Source organism: Pseudomonas sp. PI1, from assembly GCF_000812405.1.
GTDB lineage: Bacteria > Pseudomonadota > Gammaproteobacteria > Pseudomonadales > Pseudomonadaceae > Pseudomonas > Pseudomonas citronellolis.
Genome location: NZ_JWMC01000059.1, coordinates 83,870 through 104,094, shown reverse-complemented (window position 1 = coordinate 104,094; position 20,225 = coordinate 83,870). Strand labels below are relative to the sequence as shown.

Annotated in this window: 16 protein-coding genes; 9 read left to right on the top strand and 7 right to left on the bottom strand. The window is 68.3% G+C overall.

Annotated elements, in window-relative coordinates:
• Positions 1-421 precede the first annotated feature (421 nt).
• The 5 genes from gltP to RN02_RS19480 all read left to right on the top strand — a co-directional run bounded on the left by gltP (position 422) and on the right by RN02_RS19480 (position 6,199).
• Positions 422-1,756, top strand: coding sequence for a glutamate/aspartate:proton symporter GltP (gene gltP / locus RN02_RS19500; RefSeq protein WP_009614388.1), 1,335 nt, complete (start codon positions 422-424; stop codon positions 1,754-1,756).
• 161 nt (positions 1,757-1,917) lie between these two features.
• On the top strand, positions 1,918-3,147 hold the full coding sequence (locus RN02_RS19495; RefSeq protein WP_043316053.1) for a nucleoside recognition domain-containing protein: 1,230 nt from the start codon (positions 1,918-1,920) through the stop codon (positions 3,145-3,147).
• 191 nt (positions 3,148-3,338) lie between these two features.
• Complete coding sequence (locus RN02_RS19490) at positions 3,339-4,010, top strand: S1C family serine protease (protein ID WP_009614386.1); 672 nt, start codon at positions 3,339-3,341, stop codon at positions 4,008-4,010.
• A 222-nt stretch (positions 4,011-4,232) separates the two neighbouring features.
• Complete coding sequence (locus RN02_RS19485) at positions 4,233-5,525, top strand: MFS transporter (RefSeq protein WP_043316051.1); 1,293 nt, start codon at positions 4,233-4,235, stop codon at positions 5,523-5,525.
• Positions 5,526-5,647: 122 nt separating this feature from the next.
• Positions 5,648-6,199, top strand: coding sequence for a GNAT family N-acetyltransferase (locus RN02_RS19480; protein WP_009614384.1), 552 nt, complete (start codon positions 5,648-5,650; stop codon positions 6,197-6,199).
• Between the two features lie 3 nt (positions 6,200-6,202).
• Here the strand turns inward: RN02_RS19480 and RN02_RS19475 are convergent, their stop codons facing one another.
• Positions 6,203-7,585, bottom strand: a complete 1,383-nt coding sequence (locus RN02_RS19475; protein ID WP_043316049.1) for a M16 family metallopeptidase — start codon at positions 7,583-7,585, stop codon at positions 6,203-6,205.
• A 196-nt stretch (positions 7,586-7,781) separates the two neighbouring features.
• Between RN02_RS19475 and RN02_RS19470 the strand changes: the two genes are divergently transcribed.
• Positions 7,782-8,741: an NAD-dependent epimerase/dehydratase family protein gene (locus tag RN02_RS19470; protein ID WP_043316047.1), complete on the top strand. Its 960-nt coding sequence runs from the start codon at positions 7,782-7,784 to the stop codon at positions 8,739-8,741.
• 315 nt (positions 8,742-9,056) lie between these two features.
• Here RN02_RS19470 and RN02_RS19465 read toward each other — a convergent pair whose 3' ends face one another.
• From RN02_RS19465 to RN02_RS19450, 4 genes are all read right to left on the bottom strand, one after another.
• Entirely contained in the window at positions 9,057-10,619 is a 1,563-nt protein-coding gene (locus RN02_RS19465) for a methyl-accepting chemotaxis protein (protein WP_043316046.1), read from the bottom strand.
• Entirely contained in the window at positions 10,616-12,796 is a 2,181-nt protein-coding gene (locus RN02_RS19460; RefSeq protein WP_043316044.1) for a putative bifunctional diguanylate cyclase/phosphodiesterase, read from the bottom strand. The genes RN02_RS19465 and RN02_RS19460 overlap by 4 nt, the downstream gene beginning before the upstream one ends.
• Positions 12,797-12,949: 153 nt before the next feature.
• The gene (locus RN02_RS19455; RefSeq protein ID WP_009614372.1) at positions 12,950-13,273 is read right to left on the bottom strand and encodes a hypothetical protein; all 324 of its coding nucleotides are present in this window, start codon (positions 13,271-13,273) and stop codon (positions 12,950-12,952) included.
• 103 nt (positions 13,274-13,376) lie between these two features.
• Positions 13,377-15,092 carry a Na/Pi cotransporter family protein gene (locus RN02_RS19450; RefSeq protein WP_043316042.1) on the bottom strand — a complete coding sequence of 572 codons (1,716 nt, stop codon included), beginning with the start codon at positions 15,090-15,092 and terminating at the stop codon, positions 13,377-13,379.
• Between the two features lie 478 nt (positions 15,093-15,570).
• Between RN02_RS19450 and RN02_RS19445 the strand changes: the two genes are divergently transcribed.
• Positions 15,571-16,062: an LEA type 2 family protein gene (locus RN02_RS19445; protein WP_043316040.1), complete on the top strand. Its 492-nt coding sequence runs from the start codon at positions 15,571-15,573 to the stop codon at positions 16,060-16,062.
• 4 nt (positions 16,063-16,066) lie between these two features.
• On the opposite strand, the gene RN02_RS19440 is transcribed toward RN02_RS19445, so the two are convergent.
• Together RN02_RS19440 and RN02_RS19435 are read right to left on the bottom strand one after the other, a co-directional pair.
• The gene (locus tag RN02_RS19440) at positions 16,067-16,828 is read right to left on the bottom strand and encodes a TerC family protein (RefSeq protein ID WP_043316039.1); all 762 of its coding nucleotides are present in this window, start codon (positions 16,826-16,828) and stop codon (positions 16,067-16,069) included.
• Positions 16,829-16,846: 18 nt separating this feature from the next.
• The gene (locus tag RN02_RS19435; RefSeq protein WP_043316037.1) at positions 16,847-18,151 is read right to left on the bottom strand and encodes a CitMHS family transporter; all 1,305 of its coding nucleotides are present in this window, start codon (positions 18,149-18,151) and stop codon (positions 16,847-16,849) included.
• 451 nt (positions 18,152-18,602) lie between these two features.
• On the opposite strand from RN02_RS19435, the gene RN02_RS19430 reads away from it, so the two are divergent.
• Both RN02_RS19430 and RN02_RS19425 read left to right on the top strand, forming a co-directional pair.
• Positions 18,603-19,271, top strand: a complete 669-nt coding sequence (locus tag RN02_RS19430) for a TetR/AcrR family transcriptional regulator (RefSeq protein ID WP_009614361.1) — start codon at positions 18,603-18,605, stop codon at positions 19,269-19,271.
• Positions 19,268-19,858, top strand: coding sequence for an IMPACT family protein (locus RN02_RS19425; RefSeq protein ID WP_043316035.1), 591 nt, complete (start codon positions 19,268-19,270; stop codon positions 19,856-19,858). The genes RN02_RS19430 and RN02_RS19425 overlap by 4 nt, the downstream gene beginning before the upstream one ends.
• The last annotated feature ends 367 nt before the right edge of the window (positions 19,859-20,225 follow it).

The window sequence follows — 20,225 nt, the reverse complement described above, 5'->3', positions numbered from 1 at the left end:
CTTCCCTGATATCAATCAACCCCGACCCACCCCCCTGGCCCCCTAAAATATCCCCGCCGCGCCTGGTCACCCGGACGACCATCCATCGCGAACTACAGGCCCCCACGCCTGCGTCACGGCAGCGCACCCGCGGCAGGGAAAGCGAATGCCTCCCCGGGCCTCGCTTTCCACCCACAGGGTTCGGAAAAAGCAGCCATCACGGCTTTTTCAGCCTCTATCCCATGCAAAAAAGCAATGGCCCGTGGGCCTGGAACACCCGTTCCATTTGCTTTTCCCCATGCCGATTGTGCATGGGGTAGCCGTTTCCGGCATTAGACGCGAAGAAGGGGGGTGGGAATCATGCGCCCTTTTTTTCGCCACCCCGGCCATCCCGGTGGCGGGCGAAACCCCCGACTTCCACAAGAACCAAGGGTGAACACATATGGGCAAAGCCAAGCTCAGCCTCGCCTGGCAGATCGTCATCGGTCTGGCACTGGGCATCGCCATGGGTACCGTGCTGAACCACTTCAGCGCGGAGAAGGCCTGGTGGATCAGCAACATCCTGCAGCCGGCGGGCGACATCTTCATCCGCCTGATCAAGATGATCGTGGTGCCGATCGTCATCTCCTCGCTGATCGTCGGCATCGCCGGCATGGGCGACGCCAAGAAGCTCGGGCGCATCGGCCTGAAGACCATCGTCTACTTCGAGATCATCACCACGGTGGCCATCGTCGTCGGCCTGGTGCTGGCCAACCTGTTCCAGCCCGGCGCCGGCATCGACATGAGCACCCTGGGCACGGTGGACATCTCCAAGTACGCGCAGACCGCCAAGGAAGTGGAACACCACCACGCGTTCATCGAGACCATCCTCAACCTGATCCCGTCGAACATCTTCGCCGCCATGGCCCGCGGCGAGATGCTGCCGATCATCTTCTTCTCGGTGATGTTCGGCCTGGGCCTGTCGTCGCTGCCGGCGCCCACCCGCGAGCCGCTGGTGAAGATGTTCCAGGGCGTGGCCGAGGCCATGTTCCGCGTCACCCACATGATCATGCTCTACGCGCCGGTCGGGGTGTTCGCGCTGATCGCCGTGACTGTCGCCAGCTTCGGCTTCGCCTCGCTGCTGCCGCTGGCCAAGCTGGTGCTGCTGGTGTACTTCGCCATCGCCTTCTTCGCCTTCATGGTGCTGGGCCTGGTGGCGCGGCTGTTCGGCTTCTCGATCATCAAGCTGATGCGCATCTTCAAGGACGAGCTGGTCCTGGCCTATTCCACCGCCAGCTCCGAGACCGTATTGCCGCGCATCATCGAGAAGATGGAAGCCTACGGCGCGCCCAAGGCGGTGAGCAGCTTCGTGGTGCCCACCGGCTACTCCTTCAACCTCGACGGCTCGACGCTCTACCAGAGCATCGCGGCGATCTTCATCGCCCAGCTCTACGGCATCGACCTGTCCATCGGCCAGCAACTGATGCTGGTGCTGACGCTGATGGTCACCTCCAAGGGCATCGCCGGCGTGCCGGGCGTGTCCTTCGTGGTCCTGCTGGCCACCCTGGGCAGCGTCGGCATCCCCCTGGAAGGCCTGGCCTTCATCGCCGGCGTCGACCGCATCATGGACATGGCGCGCACCGCGCTGAACGTCATCGGCAACGCCCTGGCGGTGCTGGTGATCTCCAAGTGGGAAGGCATCTACGACGGCAAGCAGGGCGCGCTCTACTGGCAGGCGGTGGAACAGGGCCGCGGCGAAGAGCTGCTGAGCGACGCCCGGCAGAACACCGCGCACTGAGCCAGGCCGAACGGCGGATAACGCGAAGCGTTATCCGCCGTTACACCGGGCGCATGCCCGGCTTCGGGATCGAGCCCGGAGGCGCTTTGCGGCCTTGGCGTTTCTGGCAGCGATGCACGCGCGCCGTTATCATCGCGGCCAACGTCCTTGGGGGGATACCCATGCTCAACGGCCTCTGGCTCGGCTTTTTCCTGGTCGCGGCGGTCACCGCGCTGTCGCGCTGGCTGCTCGGCGGCCAGGCCGACGTGTTCGCCGCCATGGTCGAGAGCCTGTTCGCCATGGCCAAGCTGTCGGTGGAGGTCATGGTCCTGCTGTTCGGCACCCTGACGCTCTGGCTGGGCTTCCTGCGCATCGCCGAGAAGGCCGGCCTGGTGGAGCGCCTGGCGTGGCTGCTGGGCCCGCTGTTCCGCCGGCTGATGCCCGAGGTGCCGGCCGGTCACCCGGCCATCGGCCTGATCACCCTGAACTTCGCCGCCAACGGCCTGGGCCTGGACAACGCCGCCACCCCCATCGGCCTCAAGGCGATGAAGGCGCTGCAGGAACTCAACCCCAGCAGCACCACGGCGAGCAACGCGCAGATCCTCTTCCTGGTGCTCAACGCCTCGTCGCTGACGCTGCTGCCGGTGACCATCTTCATGTACCGCGCGCAACAGGGCGCGGCCGACCCCACCCTGGTGTTCCTGCCGATCCTCCTGGCCACCAGCGCCTCGACCCTGGTCGGCCTGCTCTCGGTGGCGGTCATGCAGCGCCTGCGCCTGTGGGACCCGCTGGTGCTCGCCTACCTGGTCCCCGGCGCCCTTGCCCTGGGCGCCTTCATGGCGCTGCTGGCCGGGCTTTCCGCCACGGCGCTGGCACAGCTCTCCTCGCTGCTGGGCAACCTCACCCTGTTCGGCCTGATCGTGGCGTTCCTGGTGCTCGGCTGGCTGAAGAAGGTGCCGGTCTACGAAACCTTCGTCGAAGGCGCGAAGGAAGGCTTCGACGTGGCCAAGAACCTGCTGCCCTACCTGGTGGCGATGCTCTGCGCCGTCGGCGTGCTGCGCGCCTCCGGGGCCCTGGAGATGGTGCTCGGCGGCATCCGCTGGACGGTCGAGGGCCTGGGCTGGGACACCCGCTTCGTCGACGCCCTGCCCACCGCGCTGGTCAAGCCGTTCTCCGGCAGCGCGGCGCGCGCCATGCTGCTGGACACCATGCAGAGCCAGGGCGTGGACAGCTTCGCCGCGCGCCTGGCGGCCACCGTGCAGGGCAGCACCGAGACCACCTTCTACGTGCTGGCGGTGTACTTCGGCTCGGTGGGCATCCAGCGCGCCCGCCACGCCGTGGGCTGCGCCCTGCTGGCGGACCTGGCCGGGGTGCTGGCGTCCATCGGCGTGTGCTACTGGTTCTTCGGCTGAAGCCCGGTCGTTTAATTAACAAAAGCGGAAAATATTTGAATATCCTTATTCTTCTGAAGTTTCTTTCAGAAACAATTAGGTAATTGGATTTTTAATTAAGGATTCGCGCCACTTAATAGGGTTAATTTTCCATAAGAACTTTCCTTTAATCGAAATTAGATTTTCCTCAAATCAAATTAAGGAAAATCGCAATGAGAGGGAAAGTTAGCTGCCTGGCGCTGTGCGCCCTGCTGGCCGGCTGCAACGGCTGGGTGAAGCCGGAAGTCGATGGCCAGCTCAATTCGCGTTATTTCACGGTGTTGTCCGGCCTTCCGGCGCCGGGGCTGATGGTGGCTTCGGCGGTGCAGTGGAACGCCGACTATGCGGTGACCGCTGCCCACGTGCCCTATCTGTCGGACCTGGCCTATTCCTGCAGCACCCGCTGCGACCTGGTGTTCATCCGCCGCAAGGCCGACGGGCCGCTGCCGCACTGGCGCGCGCCGCGCAACGGCGAGGCGGTGACGGCGCTGGGCAGCAGCACCCTGCTGCTGCCGGTGAGCTCCCGCGGGCGGGTGTGGCCGGTGCCCTACCGCAACCTCAACGAGCCCAACGAAGAGCTGTACGGCATCCATGACGCGGCCCTGGCCCAGGGGATGTCCGGCGGGCCGCTGGTGGCGGCCGACGGCAGCGTGCTGGGCATGAACATCGGCTACAAGGGCACGGCCTGGGGCGGCGTGCAGCACCCGGGGCTCAAGGGCGCCAAGCGCATCAGCGTGTTCGTGCCCTACGCGGTGATCGAGCGCGAATGGAAGCTGTTCCAGGTGAAGCTGGCGCGGGAACGGGAAGCGGAAATGGGGCGCCGGTTGCAGGCGAGCAATCCCTAGGCAGGAATGACGCTTGCCATACCTGCCAATCTTTTGTGAATTTTCCGACGAGCTGTCACGAAGCTTTCATCAGCCTTTCAAACCCTTGTAATTCGGGCCTTTCAGCCATTTTTCATTTGATCTCGGGCAGTTTTTACACATAGGGTTACAAATATCTTCCCGGCCGCTGCCTGCCTGCTCGCATCCGGGAAGGGCCCCGTGATCGTCAGAATGGTGTTTCCCATGGCTTCCAAGAATTCCAAGGCCAAGGCCGTGTTCCGCGTGGTCAGCGGCAACTTTCTCGAGATGTACGACTTCATGGTGTATGGCTTCTACGCCACCGCCATCGCCAAGACCTTCTTCCCCGGCGACGACCCCTTCGCCTCGCTGATGCTGTCGCTGGCCACCTTCGGCGCCGGCTTCCTGATGCGCCCATTGGGGGCCATCTTCCTCGGCGCCTACATCGACCGCCACGGCCGCCGCCAGGGCCTGATCATCACCCTGGCGCTGATGGCCATGGGCACCCTGCTGATCGCCTTCGTCCCCGGCTATTCCACCCTCGGCGCGCTGGCGCCGCTGCTGGTGCTGCTCGGCCGCCTGCTGCAGGGCTTCTCCGCCGGTGTCGAGCTGGGCGGCGTGTCGGTGTACCTGGCGGAGATCGCCAGCCCCGGCAAGCGCGGCTTCTTCGTCAGCTGGCAGTCCGCCAGCCAGCAGGTGGCGGTGGTCTTCGCCGGGCTGCTGGGGGTCATCCTCAACCACTGGCTGAGCCCCGCGCAGATGGGCGAGTGGGGCTGGCGCGTGCCCTTCTTCGTCGGCTGCATGATCGTCCCGGCGCTGTTCGTCATCCGCCGCTCCCTGGAGGAGACCGAGGCCTTCCAGCAACGCAAGCACCACCCGCGCCTGGGCGAGGTGCTGCGCTCCATCGGGCAGAACTTCGGCCTGGTGCTGGCCGGCACCGCCATGGTGGTGATGACCACCGTGTCCTTCTACCTGATCACCGCCTACACCCCGACCTTCGGCCGCAATGAGCTGCACCTGTCGGACTTCGACGCCTTGCTGGTGACCATGTGCATCGGTCTGTCGAACTTCTTCTGGCTGCCGGTGATGGGCGCGCTGTCCGACCGCGTCGGCCGCCGCCCGCTGCTGCTCGCCGCCACCGTGCTGGCGCTGCTGACCGCCTATCCGACGCTGTCCTGGCTGGTGGCCGAGCCCAGCTTCGCCCGCCTGCTGACGGTGGAGCTGTGGCTGTCGTTCCTCTACGGCAGCTACAACGGCGCCATGGTGGTGGCGCTGACCGAGGTGATGCCGGCGGACGTGCGCACCACCGGCTTCTCCCTGGCCTACAGCCTGGCCACCGCCACCTTCGGCGGCTTCACCCCGGCGGCCTGCACCTGGCTCATCCACGCCCTGGACAACAAGGCCGCCCCCGGCCTGTGGCTGAGCGGCGCGGCGTTGCTGGGCCTGGCCGCCACCCTGGTGCTGTTCCGCCGCCGCGGCCGCGCGGCCACTTCCGGCGGCGCGCTGGCCGGCGCCTGAGGGGCTGCGGCGCTTTGCCACTGGCCGCCCCCGGCCGGCCTTGACCTCGGTCAAGGGTGGCCGGGGGCGGCAGGAGAAGGATAGGTCAATGACATTTCCTTCTTCTCCTCGGAGACAACGCCATGCCCACCCCCCTGCACCAGCAAGCCGCGGCGCTCGCCGCCGGCGGCCATGACCACTGGATCGAGACGCTCGACGACGGCAGCCACGTGCTGATCCGCCCGCTGCGCGCGGAAGACCGCGAACTGGAGCGCAACTTCCTCGAACGCCTGTCGCCGATGACGCGCAAGCTGCGTTTCCACGGCGAAGTGAAGATCAGCGACGCGCTGCTCGACAGCCTGATGGACGTGGATTACCAGGACAACATGGCATTCGTCGCCCTGGTGCACGATGACGGCGAACTGCGCGAAATCGGCATCAGCCGCTACGCCAAGGTGGACGCGAACCAGTGCGAATGCGCCCTGACCACCGCCGACGACTGGAAGCGCCGGGGCCTGGGCAAGGCGCTGATGCGCCACCTGATCGACGTGGCGCGGCGCAACGGCTTCACCCAGATGTACAGCATCGACCAGGCCATCGACCGCGACATGCGCGACCTCGCCGTGGAACTGGGTTTCCGCGCCCAGCGCGACCCGGACGACGCCACCCGGGTGATCCGCCGCCTGGCGCTGTAAGGCTCAGCGCTTGCGCCGGCGGCACCACAGCCACAGTGCCGCCGGCGGCAGCAGCACCAACAGCACCGCGCCGGCGGCCAGCGGGTAGACCATGTCGTCGTCCAGCAGCGGCTTCTCGATGCGCAGATAGCCTTCGTCCTTGAACAGCTGGCGCGCCGTGTCGTTGGCCAACTGCAGGCTGACCTTGGCCAGGCGCCGGTCCTCGTTGGGGAACTGGCTGCCGTCGTAGTCGCCCAGCGCGCCCCAGTAGTAGTCGGCGAGGCTGGCGTTGCTCGGCGTGCTCCAGGCCAGCTGCGCCCGCTGCACCCGCTGGATGCGGGCGAAGCGCTGGGCATCCAGGCCGTGCTGGCGGATGTTCTCCACCACCTCGCGCAGGGCCTTCAGGGTGGCGTCCTCATCCTCCCGGGCGATGTCCGCGTTGAGGCTGAGGAAGCCCTGGTTGGCGTAGGAGGTGCGCTCGCTCCAGGGCCCGTAGGACAGCTCGCGATGGACCCGCAGGTCGGCATAGAGGGCGTCGCTCAGGTAGGCCTGCAGCAGGTCTAGGGCGGCGCCGTCGGCCTCGGCCGGCTCGGGGAAGATCCAGTGCACCACCGCGCCCTCGCCGAACAGGCCGCTGTCCAGCGTCCGCTGGCGCGCCGCCGGGCCCTGCATTTCCGGCAGTTCGCGGCGTTCCGGCGTAGCCCGGTCGGGCAGGCTGCCGAAGGTGTGGCTGAGGTAGGCGGGCAGGCGCGGGTCGAGGTCGCCGACCACGATCAGCGTCATGTTGGCCGGCACGTACCAGTCGCTGCGCAGCTGCTCCAGCTGGGCCTGGGTCAGGTGCGCCACCTGCGGGCGCTCGGCGCAGGCCAGGCCGAGTTCCACGGCCAGCTGTTCCTGGCCCGGGCGGCTGGTGTTCTGGTGGTCGAGGAAGCGCTGCAGGTGCGAGTAGTGGCCGCCGTCCTCGCGGATCAGCACCTGCTTGGTGGCCTCCACCTTGGCCTTGTCCAGTTGCGTGCGGGTGAGCACTTCCAGCAGCAGGTCGAGCACCTGGCGCTGGGTGGCCGCCGGCGCCTCGATGACGAAGGTGGTGTCGCCCTCGCTGGTGTAGGCGTTCCACTGGCCGCCCAGGGCCTGCATGCGCGCTTCCAGGCCGGCCTCGTCGCCGCCGTCCAGGCCGCTGAAGAACAGGTGCTCCAGCAGGTGCGGCAGCTGCCGGTCATGGCAGCTGAAGTCGGAGAAGCCGACGCCCACCACCAGGCGGATGGACACCGAGCCGCGCTGGCTGGTCGGCTTGAACAGCACGCCCATGCCGTTCTGCAACTGGTAGCCCTCCACGGTCGAGCGCGAATCGGCCAACGACCAGCCGCCGCCGAGCAGGAACAGGAGGGGGAGGAACAACCAACGCATGGGCCAAGCCTGGAAAAAAGCAAAGCCAGGAGAATAGCGGATTGCCGCCGATCCACCTACCCATGGGCGGCACCCTTGGCGACGGGCTGCGACCTGCCCCGGCCCGGTCTATCATCAGGCGTGGCGCGAAGGGTGATTGATAGCCTTTCGCTAGCGGCATCGCCCTGCCGTATCGTCCAACGCGGAGGCCGCTCCCATGCGCGTCCTGATCACCGGCGCGGCTGGCCACATCGGCCAGAACCTGCTCAACGAACTGGCGGTCCAGCACCGCGACTGGACGCTGGTGGCCGCCGACGTGCGCAGCCTGCCGACGCAGCACCTGCGGCCGAACATCGAGCCGGTGCAGCTGGACATCGGCCACCCCAGGCAGGTCCGCGAGTGCGTGCGGCAGTGGCGCCCGCAGGCCATCGTGCACCTGGCCTCGGTGGTCAACCCGCCGCCGCAGATGTCCGCCACCCGCCTGCACACCATCGAGGTCGGCGGCAGCCGTGCGCTGTTCGAGGCGGCGGTGGAGCACGAGGTGGGCCAACTGGTGGTGGCCAGTTCCGCCGCGGCCTACGGCTTCCACCCGGACAACGCCGAGCTGATCGACGAGAACCACCCCCTGCGCGGCCAGTCGCAGTTCCCCTATGCCCGCCACAAGCACGAGATCGAACAGCTGCTGGCCGGCCTGCGGCAGAGTTGTCCACAGCTGTGCCAACTGGTGCTGCGCCCCGGCACCATCCTCGGGAGGGGTGTGCACAACCCGGTCACCGACCTGTTCATGGGGCGTTCGGTGCTGGGGATAAGTGGGCGCTGCAGCCGCTTCGTGTTCATCTGGGACCAGGACGTGGTGAACATCATCCGCCAGGGCCTGGAGCAGGGCAGCGAAGGCATCTACAACCTGGCCGGCGACGGCGCGCTGAGCCTGCGCGAGATCGCCGGGCTGTTGCGCAAACCCTACCGCACCCTGCCGGCGCCGCTGCTGCGCGGCGCGCTGGCCATGCTGCGGCCGCTGGGCCTGGCGCCCTTCGGCCCGGAGCAGGTGGACTTCATGCGCTACCGGCCGGTGCTGGACAATGCGCGGTTGAAGCGGGAGTTCGGGTATCAGCCGCGGTATTCGAGCCGGGAGGCGTTTCTGGCGTTCATCGCGGCGCGGGGGTTGCGGGCGGGGTAGGGGGGCTTTTCGTAGGAGCGAGCTTGCTCGCGAACGGGGCTCAGCGGTGATTTCGGTGTTTTGGTTTGGCTCCGTTCCCTCTCCCCAACCCTCTCCCTGAAGGGAGAGGGGGCTTGTCCGTGCCGAGAAGGGATTTGGTGTCAGCCGGGTACTCGGTACAAGCCGGCTAACGCCGAAATATCAGCATCTGCCCAACGGTCCCCTCTCCCTTCAGGGAGAGGGTTAGGGAGAGGGCGCTCTGAACCCCAACACCCGCAGCTCCCAGGAAACACCATTCGCGAGCAAGCTCGCTCCTACGAAGAACAACGCCCTCATTCAAGCGTTGCGCCGCCCCTCCCAGAAATTCCCCGCCATCATCCTCAACCCCGCCGCCAACTCCGCCACCCGCGCCGCACTGGCCTGGCTATGGCTGGCGCTGGCGGCGTTACCGTCGGCCGACTCACGGATGGCCAGCAAACTGCGTTCGATCTCCTCGCTGGCGCAACCCTGTTCCTCGATGGCGCCGGCAATCTCCAGGCTCATGCGCTGGATCGCCGAGACCTGCCCGGCGATTTCCTCCAGCGCGCCGGCGGCGCGGCCGGCCTGGTCGAGGCTGGTGTGGGCCTGTTCGCAGCTGTGGCGCAGGGCCTGCACCGAGGCGCCGGCGCCGCGTTGCAGGTCGCCCACCAGCCTGTGGATATCCAATGCCGAGTCGGCGGTGCGCGAGGCCAGCGCGCGGACTTCGTCGGCCACCACGGCGAAGCCGCGCCCGGCCTCGCCGGCGCGGGCTGCCTCGATGGCGGCGTTGAGCGCCAGCAGGTTGGTCTGCCCGGCGACTTCCTGGATCACCTGCAGCATCCGCGAGATGCCCTCGCTGTGCCCGTGCAGCTGTTCCACCGCCTCGCTGGCCCGGCGCACCGCGTCCTCCAGGGCGGCGAGCTGGCCGCGGGTGGCCTGCACCTCGCCCTGGCCGGCCTGGGTCACCCGCTCGCTGCATTGCGCCGCCACCGCGCTGTGCTGGGCGTGGCGCGCCACTTCCTGGACGCTCTGCGCCAGCTGCTGCATGGCGCTGGCCACCTGGTCGGTCTCCTGCTGCTGGCGGCGCGTGCCGGCGCTGCTGTCGGCCACGGTGCCGGCCAGCTGCCCGGCGTGTTCGGCGAGCTGGCGCGAGGCCTCGGCCATGCGCCCGACCACCGCGCCGGTCTCGGCTTCGAGCATGCGCAGGGCGAAGTCCAGCTCGCCGAATTCGTCGTTGCGGCCGCTGTACAGGCGTTGGCTCAGCGGGTTGTCGGCGACCTGCCGGGCGCGCGCCAGCAGGGGCCGCAGCGGCTGCAACTGGTGCGCCAGCCAGGCGCCGGAAAGCAGCAGGGCGAGGCCGAAGGCCAAGGGCGCGGGCGCCAGGTACGCCAGCAGTGCGCCCAGGACCTGCGCCAGGCCCAGGCCGGCGAGCAGCCGCGGCAGCAGGCCCAGACGTGGCCGGCGCGGCAGCCAGCCGGCGCGCATGCGCGCGTACAGCTGCTCGGCGGCCTCGACCTCGGCGGCGCTGGCGCGGGTGCGCACCGACTGGTACTCCACCACCTTGCCGCAGTGGCGGATCGGCGTGACGAAGGCGCTCACCCAGTAGTGGTCGCCGTTCTTGCAGCGGTTCTTCACCAGGCCCATCCAGCTGCGCCCGGCCTGCAGCGTCCGCCACAGGTGGGCGAAGGCGGCCGGCGGCATGTCCGGGTGGCGCACGCGGTTGTGGTTGTGCCCCAGCAGTTCCTCGGCGCTGAAGCCACTGATGCTCAGGAAGTCCGGGTTGACGTGGCTGACCGCGCCCTTGAGGTCGGTGGTGGAGAGGATGTTGGCGCTGGCCGGCACTTCGACCTGGCGCCCGCTGACCGGCAGGTTGAGCTTCATCGGTGGGTCTCCATGGGCGCGGGGTGCAGGATGTGGGGCGGCAGCGGCGGGCTGAACAGGAAGCCCTGGGCGAAGCGGCAGCCTTCCTTGCGCAGGAATTCCAGGTGCTCGGGGTGCTCGACGCCCTCGGCCACCACCTCCAGGCCGAGGCTGCGGCCCAGGCCGATGATGGCGCGGCAGATGGCGCTCAGCTCGGGGTCGTCGGGGACCTTGCCGATGAAGCTGCGGTCGACCTTCAGCAGGTCCAGCGGGAAGCGCTTGAGGTAGCCCAGCGACGAATAGCCGGTGCCGAAGTCGTCCAGCGCCAGGCGCACGCCGTGGGCGGCCAGCTCGCGCAGGCAGGCGAGGGTCTCGGCGCCGTCCTGCATCATCAGGCTCTCGGTGATCTCCAGCACCAGGCTCTGCGGCGCCAGGCCGGTCTCGGCGAGGATCTGCCGCACCCGCTCGGCGAAGCCCGGCTGCTGCAGCTGGCGGATGGACAGGTTCACCGAGCAGTACAGCCAGGGTTGGCCGTCGCGCTGCCAGGCGCGGGTCTGCCGGCAGGCCTCGCGCAGCACCCAGTCGCCGACGCGGACGATCTCGCCGGATTCCTCCAGCGCCGGGATGAACTGCAGCGGCGACACCGGCTGGCCGCCGGAGCGCCAGCGCAGCAGCACTTCCACGGCGATGCGCCGCGGCGGGTCGACGTCGATGCGCAGGATCGGCTGGTAGTGCAGGCTGAATTCGCCGCGCTCCAGCGCCTGGCCCAGCGCGCTCTCCAGCTCCAGGCGGCGCTGCGCGGCGGCCTGCAGCTCGCTGGAGAAGCGCGCGTACTGCGCCTTGCCGGCCTCCTTGGCGCGGTACAGGGCCAGGTCCGCGGCCTGCAGGGTGTCGATCGCCTGGCCCTCGGCGATCAGCCCGGTGATGCCGATGCTGGCGCTGACCACCAGGGTGCGGCCGTCCAGGTGCAGCGGCTGGTGCAGGCAGTCGAGCATGCGCTGGGCGACCTGTTCGGCGTCGGCCAGGTTGGCCATGTCGTCCAGCAGCACCACGAACTCGTCGCCGCCGAAGCGCGCCAGGTGGTCGCCGGGGCGCAGGCAGCGCAGCAGGCGCTGGGCCACCTCCACCAGCACGCGGTCGCCGACGCCATGGCCGAGGCTGTCGTTGATCAGCTTGAAGCGGTCCAGGTCGATGAACAGCAGGCCGGCCTCGCGCGCGCCGGGGCGGCCCTGGCGTTGCAGGGCCTGCTGCAGCAACTCGTCCAGGCGCAGGCGGTTGGCCAGGCCGGTCAGCGGGTCGTGGCGCGCGGCGTGGCTGAGCTGATGCTCGCTGGCCTTGCGCTGGCTGATGTCGCTCTGCGAGCCGGCCATGCGCCCGTCGGTGATCACCCCGCGGGCCTGCACCCAGAGGTAGCCGCCGTCGCGCTGGCGGATGCGGTATTCGTGGTTGAGCAGGGCGGCGCTGCCGCGCAGGTGGGCGTCGATGGCCTGGCGCAGGCCGGGCAGGTCGTCGGGGTGCACGCGGGCGAACCAGCTGGCGCTGCCCTCGCCGAGGCTGTCGCGGTTCAGCCCGAGCATGCGCGCCCAGCGCTCGGAGACGTACAGCCGGTCGTTGGCCAGGTCCCAGTCCCAGATGCCGTCGTTGGCCCCGCGCAGGGCCCGGGCGAAGCGCGCCTCGCTGTCCTCCAGGGCCTGGCGCTGGGCGGCGCCGTAGGTGTCGATGGCCAGCGACATGTCGAAGAACACCCGCTTGAGCAGGCTGGCGAAGGTCTGCGCCTGCGGCGCGTCGCCGAGCAGCTCGTCGAGCATGTGCTGCAGGTACAGGCGGTAGGCGCCCAGGTACCACTTCAGCTCCACCCCCACCTGCTGGTGGACCAGGCCGATGCGCAGGCGGTCGCGCACGTAGCCGCCGTCCTGCGGGGCCTCCCAGAGCTGCTCGTAGTACTGCGCCTGGCTGCGCTTGAGGCGCTGCAGGGTGGCCGGCTCGGCGAGGATGGCCGCCAGCGGCGGGAACTGGCCGAGGTGCGCGTAGAGCTGGTCGATGAAGCGCGCGTGGCTGTCGCCGCGCTCGGCGGCGGCCTGCTGCAGGCGCTGCTCGTCGGCTGGCTGCCAGTGCAGGTAGCGCAGGCGCTGGTCGATCTCCGCCGGCGACAGGCCGATGCGGTCGAGCATGTGGTCGAGCTTCGGTCCCAGGCCCATGCTTGCCTCCTTGTTTTTCTGCGGGCATGAAAAAAGCGCCGCGCCCGTCGCACGATGAATTCGGCGACAGGCGCGGCGCTTTGTCTTGCAGGCCCTTGGCGTCCTGCCCGGCAAAGCCGGCTTCCGCGGTGGCGGAACGTTGGTCGGGGTTTTTTACACCATCGGCGGGGAGGCGGACAACTCCCGCAAAGCGGCCTCCAGGCGCAGGCGCAGTTGCCCCAGCTCGCGCGAGCGGAAGGCGTGGCGGCTGCGTTCGAGCACGCCGACGGCGTCGGCCAGCAAGGCGTGCAGGCGCGCGGTATCGCTCAGCGCGGCATCCTTGAACCAGCGGCACAGCGGGGCCTGCTCACAGTCGCCGGGGCCGGCGAGTACCGCGCAGGGCACCTGGTAGACCGTGAGCAGGGCGCGCACCTGGCGCGCCACGCTCTCGTCCTGGGAGGTCACCAATAACTGGGCCGGAAGCCGGCTAAGGGTCATGGCGTCATGCTCGTGGATAGCAAAGGGCCACTACCCTAGCCGAACGCCATGCCTGGGCATTGACGCGGATCAGTCCCGCGGCGAGCTGCCACACGCCGGGACCTCAGCCGGCCGCGCTGGAGCCTGGTGGCACGCCGTGGCCCGGCGGTTGGGCGGCATCTTCCAGGGCCTGCTCGACGTAGTCGTCCTCGGCCTCCTCGCCGCTGCCGGCCTCGGGGTTGTCGAGGACGGCGTAGGCGATGGCGCAGAACAGCGAGTTCAGGCGCTTCATGTCGGCGATCAGGTCCAGGTGCAGCGAGCTGGTCTCGATGCTCTGCACCACCTGCTGGCGCAGGCGGTCGACGTGGGAGTGGGCGTAGCGGCGCTCCTGCAGGCGGAAGCGCTGCTTGGCCCGGCGCAGGCGCCGCGCGCCTTCCTGGTCGCCGTTGAGGAACACCGACAGGCTCAGGCGCAGGTTGACCAGCAGCTGGCTGTGCAGCGCGGTGATCTCGGCCAGGCCGTTGTCCGAGAAGGAGCGGCTGCGCGAGGTCTTCTTGTCCTGCACGGCGCTGAGCATATGCTCGATGATGTCGCCGGCCTGCTCCAGGTTGATGGCCAGCTCGATGACCTCGGCCCAGCGCCGGCTGTCGCGCTCGCTCAGGTCCTCGCGGGGCATGCGCGCCAGGTACAGCTTGATCGCCGTGTAGAGCGCGTCGACGTCGTCGTCGAGCTTGCGGATCTCCTTGCCCAGCAGCGGGTCGCCGCCGCGGGTCACCTGCAGCAGGTTGATCAGCATCTGCTCGACGATGTCGCCCATGCGCAGCGTCTCGCGCACCGCGTTGACCAGCGCCAGGCTCGGCGTGTCCAGCGCCGCCGGGTCGAGGTGGCGCGGGCGCACGCGGTCCTCGGGGGCGGCGCGGTCGGGCATGATGCGCGTGCAGAAGGCGGCCATCTGGGTGGTCAGCGGCAGGCAGGCGAGGCAGCGCACCGAGTTGTAGAGCACGTGGAAGGCGATCACCAGCTCCTGGGTGCGGAACGGCCAGCCGTCCACCCACTGCGCCAGCGGGCCGATCAGCGGCAGCACCAGCACGCAGCCGGCGACCTTGAACAGCAGGCTGCCCAGGGCCACCCGGCGGCCGGCGGCGTTCTGCGAGCTGGAACCGATCAGGGCCAGGATGCCGGTGCCCAGGTTGGCGCCCACCACCAGGCACAGCGCGACCTTCAGCGAGATCACCTTGGAGGTGGCGAGGGTCGCGGTGAGCAGCACGGCGGCCAGGCTGGAGTAGGAGATCATGGCGAACAGCGCGCCGGTCAGGGCGTCGAGCATGACGTCGCCGGTGAGGCTGGAGAACAGCACCTTCACGCCCTTGGCCTGGGTCATGGGTTCGGCGGCCTCGACGATCAGTTGCAGCGCCAGGATGATCAGGCCCAGGCCGATGAACACCCGGCCCAGCTGGCCCAGGCGCGTCTGCTTGCGGGTGAGGAAGAAGATCACCCCGAAGAAGATCAGCAGCGGCGACAGCCACGACAGGTCGAGGGTCAGCACCCGCGCCATCAGCGCCGTCCCGACGTCGGCGCCGAGCATGATCGCCAGCGCCGGAGCCAGCGCCATCAGGCCGCTGGCGACGAAAGAGGTGGCCAGCAGCGCGGTGGCGTTGCTGCTCTGCACCAGCGCGGTGACGCCGATGCCGGCGGCGAAGGCCAGCGGCCGTTTCTGCACGCTGCGGCTGAGAATGCGCCGCAGGTCGCTACCGTACACCCGGAGGATGCCGGTGCGCACGATGTGCGTGCCCCACACCAGCAAGGCGACGGCGGAAAGCAGGTTGAGCAGTGTCAGCATGGCGGCCCCCCTCGTTACTGCATGGCCGCCCAGGCGTGACTACGCTGTGGGACGACTCTGGCCGATTTTTCTGTCATCTAATTGTCATGGTAGACCCCTGCGGTCCCTCGGGGGTTCGACAAGATGCTGATTCGTCGGGGTGTTTACCTTGAGTAAAGCCGTTGGGGCGGGGTTTTGCAGGGCGGCCCGGAAAATCGCGATCGTAGGAGCGGACGTTGTCCGCGATAGCTGGAAATATCGGCGCGATTCGCGGATGAGATCCTACGGTTCCAGGAAGCACGGCTTTTCGTAGGATGGCGTTGAGCGAAGCGATACCCATCAGCGCAACTGCGCCACCCGCACCATTTCCCTGTAGGAGCGCGCCCTGCGCGCGAATCGCGGGCAGGGCCCGCTCCTACAAGGGGTATCCGAACCACGGTTTCTCCCGGCCACCGCCGCGGGCTAGACTGCCCCGGACACATCGCCAGCGGAAACTCCAATGCCCAAGCGCCTTCTCGCCACCCTGCGCCTGTTCCTCGCCCTCGGCCTGATCCTGGGCCTGGGCGCCTGCGCCAGCCTGTTCGGCAACGACCCGCTGAAGATCGACCTGGTGGGCCTGGAGCCCCTGGCCGGGCAGGACATGGAAGCGCGCTTCGCGGTCAAGCTGCGGGTGCAGAACCCCAATGACCGCGACATCGACTACGACGGCGTGGCCCTGGACCTGAGCATCAACGGCCGCCCGCTGGCCAGCGGGGTGAGCGACCAGCGCGGACAGGTGCCGCGCTTCGGCGAGGCGGTGCTCAGCGTGCCGGTGAGCATCTCCGCCTTCCGCCTGGTGCGCCAGGCCTGGGGCCTGGGCAACGCGCCGCCGCGCCAGGGCATGCCCTACGAAATCAGCGGCAAGCTCGGCGGCGGCCTGTTCGGCACCGCTCGCTTCAGCGACAAGGGCACCCTGGAGTGGCCGGCCGGGGCGCCCTTGCCGACGCTCTAGGGCGCTACTGGCCGGGAATGTCCCGGCGCAGCTGCACCGGCTCGACCGGCTTGCGCCCGCGCGCCGTGCGCATGCGGATGTTCAGCGCTTCCACCGCCAGCGAGAAGGCCATGGCGAAGTAGACGTAGCCCTTGGGTACGTGGACCTCGAAGGCTTCGGCGATGAGCACGGTGCCGACCACGATGAGGAACGACAGCGCCAGCATCTTCAGCGACGGGTGCTTGTCGATGAAGTCGCTGATGGCCCCGGAGGCGAGCATCATCACCAGCACCGCGACGACGATGGCGGCGACCATCACCGGCACGTTGGAGACCATGCCCACCGCGGTGATCACCGAGTCCAGCGAGAACACGATGTCGATGATGGCGATCTGCACGATGGTGCCGAGGAAGCCGCCGAGCAGGCTCTTGGGCTGCTGCTCGGTCTCGTCCTCGCCTTCCAGGCCGTGGTAGATCTCGCTGCTGCTCTTCCACAGCAGGAACAGGCCGCCGAAGAACAGGATCAGGTCACGCCCGGAAATGCCCTGCTCGAACACCGTGAAGAGGTCGGCGGTCAGGCGCATCACCCAGGTGATCGACAGCAGCAGGAGGATGCGCGTGACCATCGCCAGGGCCAGGCCGAACAGCCGCGTGCGCGCCTGCAGGGCCTTGGGCATGCGCCCCACCAGGATGGAGATCATGATGATGTTGTCGATGCCCAGGACGATCTCCAGGGCGGTCAGGGTGAGGAGCGCGACCCAGATTTCCGGGTTGGTCAGCCATTCCATTTACGGTTTTACCAGTCGTCAGTCGTTGAACAGGGGGAACAGCCCCAGCAGCAGGGCGGCGGCGAGGATAGCGAGACAGACCAGCACTGCCCAGCGCAGGGTGAAGCGCTGGTGGTCGCCGAAGTCCACCTTGGCCAGCCCCACCAGCAGGTAGGTGGAGGGCACCAGCGGGCTGAGCAGGTGCACCGGCTGGCCGACGATCGAGGCGCGGGCCATTTCCACCGGGGTTATGCCGTACTGCGCGGCGGCCTGGGTCAGCACCGGCAGCACGCCGTAGTAGAAGGCGTCGTTGGACATGAAGAAGGTGAACGGCAGGCTGACCAGCGCGGTGATGGTCGCAAGATACGGCCCCAATGCCGGCGGGATCACCGCCAGCAGGCTCTTCGACATGGCCTCGACCATCCCGGTTCCGGAGAGGATGCCGGTGAACACGCCGGCGGCGAAGATCAGCGAGACCACCGCCAGCACGTTCTCGGCATGGGCGCCGATGCGCTTCTTCTGCTCGAGGATGCACGGGTAGTTGACGATCATGGCGATGCTGAAGGCGATCATGAACAGCACCGGCATCGGCAGCAGCCCGGCGATCAGCGTGCCCATCAGCACCAGCGTCAGCGCGCCGTTGAACCACAGGAGCTTCGGCCGCCGCGCCTCGGGGTACTGCGAGACGCTGACCTCGGCCGCGTCCAGGTGCTCGCCGGGCAGGTGCAGCTGGCCCAGGCGCGCGCGCTCGCGCTTGCCGTAGGCCCAGGCGATGCCGAACACCGTGGCCAGGCCCGCGACCATCGCCGGGATCATCGGCACGAATATGTCCGCCGGGTCCACGTGCAGGGCGCTGGCGGCGCGGGCGGTTGGGCCGCCCCAGGGGGTCATGTTGAGCACGCCGCTGGAGAGCATGATCAGGCAGGCCATCAGCAGCGGGCTCATGCCCAGGCGCTGGTACAGCGGCAGCACCGCGGCCACGCAGATCATGTAGGTGGTGGAGCCGTCGCCGTCGAGGGAGACGATCATCGCCAGCGCGGCGGTGCCCATCGACACCTTCAGCGGGTCGCCCTTGACCAGCCGCAGGATCTTGCGCACCGCCGGGTCGAACAGCCCCGAGTCGATCATGATGGCGAAGTAGAGGATGGCGAACATCAGCATCACCCCGGTCGGCGCCAGGGTGCGGATGCCGTCGAGCATCATCGGCCCGAGGCCGGCGGCGAAGCCGCCGAGCAGGGCGAAGGCGATGGGCACCAGGATCAGCGCGATGAGCGCCGAGAGGCGCCGCGTCATGATCAGGAGCATGAAGGTCGCCACCATGGCGAAGGCGAGCAGGGTCAGCATCGGGAGGGCCTCCGTCGGGGGTCAGCGCGGCGGCTGGCCGGGCAGGGACGGGGCGGGTCGGCGGTTCAAGCGTGTCATGGCATCACCCGTGTTGTTCTTGTGTGGATAACCCGCCGCCGGGCAGCGGAGGGGAGGGCGGATGCTAGGGGCTCAAGCTTTCAGCAGCCTTTCTTGGGAAAAACCGGCGATCGTCGGCGAAGGGCTGGTGTTTCTGGATGTTTCAGAACGGGCTCTTCGTAGGATGGGTTGAGCCTTGGCGAAACCCATGCGGGCGTGGCGATGGGTATCGCTGCGCTCAACCCATCCTACGTCGGCGTTCCTCATGCCCCTGTGGGGCATTCCCCCGCCCCGTTGCGGTGCACCGCGGGAAAAACGCCGGATTCGCTTGAATCCCCCGCCCTGCCTGGGTTATCCATGCTTCGCCCTTTCGCTGAAGCCATGGATACGCCGTATGACTTTCCCAGTGCCAGCCCACCTTGCCGAAGGCGCCGACAAGCCCGCCGGCCGCATTCGCCAGAAGAACGAGGAAGTCATCCTCGCCGCCGCCGAAGAAGAGTTCGCCCGCCACGGCTTCAAGGGCACCAGCATGAACGCCATCGCCCTGCGCGCCGACCTGCCCAAGGCCAACCTGCACTACTACTTCAGCAACAAGCTGGGGCTCTACACCGCGGTGCTGGGCAACATCCTCGACCTCTGGGACAGCACCTTCAACCACCTGTCCGCCGAGGACGACCCGGCCACCGCCCTGGCCGGCTACATCCGCGCCAAGATGGAGTTCTCCCGCCGCCACCCGCTGGCCTCGCGCATCTTCGCCATGGAGATCATCAGCGGCGGGCAGTGCCTGAGCAGCCACTTCAACCAGGACTACCGAGCCTGGTTCCGCGGCCGCGCCGCGGTGTTCGAGGCCTGGATCGCCGCCGGCAAGATGGACCCGGTGGACCCGGTCAACCTGATCTTCCTGCTCTGGGGCAGCACCCAGCACTACGCCGACTTCGCCACCCAGATCGCCTTCGTCACCGGGCGCAAGCGCATGTCCCGGCAGGACTTCAACGACGCCGCCGACAACCTCATCCGCATCATCCTCAAGGGCTGCGGGCTGACGCCGCCGGCCACGGCATGAGCTTCACCCTCGCCGGCCCGGCCAGCTACGCCGAGGAAATCCGCAAGAGCCGCTTCACCTGCCTGGCCGCGCCCATCGCCAGCGAGGCCGAGGCCCAGGCCTTCCTCGCCGCCCACCGCGACACCAGCGCCGGGCACAACTGCTGGGCCTGGAAGCTCGGCGCGCAATACCGCTTCAGCGACGACGGCGAACCCGGCGGCACCGCCGGGCGGCCGATGCTCGCGGCCATCGAGGGCCAGGCCATGGACCGCGTGGTGGTGCTGGTCAGCCGCTGGTTCGGCGGCATCAAGCTCGGCACCGGCGGCCTGGCCCGCGCCTACGGCGGCTGCGCGGCCAAGTGCCTGCAGGACGCCGCGCGCATCGAACTGGTGCCCAGCAGCCGCCTGGCCTTCGCCTGCGGCTTCGCCGAGCACGCGCTGCTCAAGGCGCGCATCCTTGCCCTGGGCGCCAGCATCGAGGACGAGGCCTACGGCGCCGAGGGTGTGGATATCCGCCTGAGCCTGGCCGATGCCAAGGTCGAGGAGCTGCAACGCCTGCTCGGCGACCTCAGCCGCGGCCGCATCCAGGCCACCCGCCTCGACGACTGAAGGCAATTATCCCCAGGGCTTTTCCAGCGGACGCGGGTTTTTGTCCCCGGTTCCTGTGCGGCATCCTGTGGACAAACTGTGTCCCCTCCTTTCCAGGCCACGCCAGCCGTGGCCTGCATGGCATTGCGCAGAATTTGTGCAAACGGCGGAAAAGGCCGTTTTTGGCTATCCCCGGATAGCGTGGGCAAGGCTGTGGAAAAACTGTCGATGAAGGCCCCGGAAGCAGGCATTCCGGGGGCTGCGCGAGGCTGTACGTTTTTTGTTCTGTGACGGGCTGAAAGCCGCGCCAATCAAGGGCTTAGGCCAGGTCTTGATGCCTCGGAAAAGGGGCCTGGACAAGTTCGGTATAAGCCCTTGGCAAGCTGTG

What these genes read in the sequence shown, in the direction of transcription:
- gltP (WP_009614388.1), top strand. Translation starts at nt 422, where the DNA reads ATGGGCAAAGCCAAGCTCAGCCTCGCCTGGCAGATCGTCATCGGTCTG.
- RN02_RS19480 (WP_009614384.1), top strand. Translation starts at nt 5,648, where the DNA reads ATGCCCACCCCCCTGCACCAGCAAGCCGCGGCGCTCGCCGCCGGCGGC.
- RN02_RS19435 (WP_043316037.1), bottom strand. Translation starts at nt 18,151, where the DNA reads ATGCTGACCCTGCTCGCCTTCGCCATGGTGGCGACCTTCATGCTCCTG.
- RN02_RS19465 (WP_043316046.1), bottom strand. Translation starts at nt 10,619, where the DNA reads ATGAAGCTCAACCTGCCGGTCAGCGGGCGCCAGGTCGAAGTGCCGGCC.
- RN02_RS19490 (WP_009614386.1), top strand. Translation starts at nt 3,339, where the DNA reads ATGAGAGGGAAAGTTAGCTGCCTGGCGCTGTGCGCCCTGCTGGCCGGC.
- RN02_RS19460 (WP_043316044.1), bottom strand. Translation starts at nt 12,796, where the DNA reads ATGGGCCTGGGACCGAAGCTCGACCACATGCTCGACCGCATCGGCCTG.
- RN02_RS19475 (WP_043316049.1), bottom strand. Translation starts at nt 7,585, where the DNA reads ATGCGTTGGTTGTTCCTCCCCCTCCTGTTCCTGCTCGGCGGCGGCTGG.
- RN02_RS19450 (WP_043316042.1), bottom strand. Translation starts at nt 15,092, where the DNA reads ATGCTGACACTGCTCAACCTGCTTTCCGCCGTCGCCTTGCTGGTGTGG.
- RN02_RS19430 (WP_009614361.1), top strand. Translation starts at nt 18,603, where the DNA reads ATGACTTTCCCAGTGCCAGCCCACCTTGCCGAAGGCGCCGACAAGCCC.
- RN02_RS19470 (WP_043316047.1), top strand. Translation starts at nt 7,782, where the DNA reads ATGCGCGTCCTGATCACCGGCGCGGCTGGCCACATCGGCCAGAACCTG.
- RN02_RS19440 (WP_043316039.1), bottom strand. Translation starts at nt 16,828, where the DNA reads ATGGAATGGCTGACCAACCCGGAAATCTGGGTCGCGCTCCTCACCCTG.
- RN02_RS19445 (WP_043316040.1), top strand. Translation starts at nt 15,571, where the DNA reads ATGCCCAAGCGCCTTCTCGCCACCCTGCGCCTGTTCCTCGCCCTCGGC.
- RN02_RS19495 (WP_043316053.1), top strand. Translation starts at nt 1,918, where the DNA reads ATGCTCAACGGCCTCTGGCTCGGCTTTTTCCTGGTCGCGGCGGTCACC.
- RN02_RS19455 (WP_009614372.1), bottom strand. Translation starts at nt 13,273, where the DNA reads ATGACCCTTAGCCGGCTTCCGGCCCAGTTATTGGTGACCTCCCAGGAC.
- RN02_RS19425 (WP_043316035.1), top strand. Translation starts at nt 19,268, where the DNA reads ATGAGCTTCACCCTCGCCGGCCCGGCCAGCTACGCCGAGGAAATCCGC.
- RN02_RS19485 (WP_043316051.1), top strand. Translation starts at nt 4,233, where the DNA reads ATGGCTTCCAAGAATTCCAAGGCCAAGGCCGTGTTCCGCGTGGTCAGC.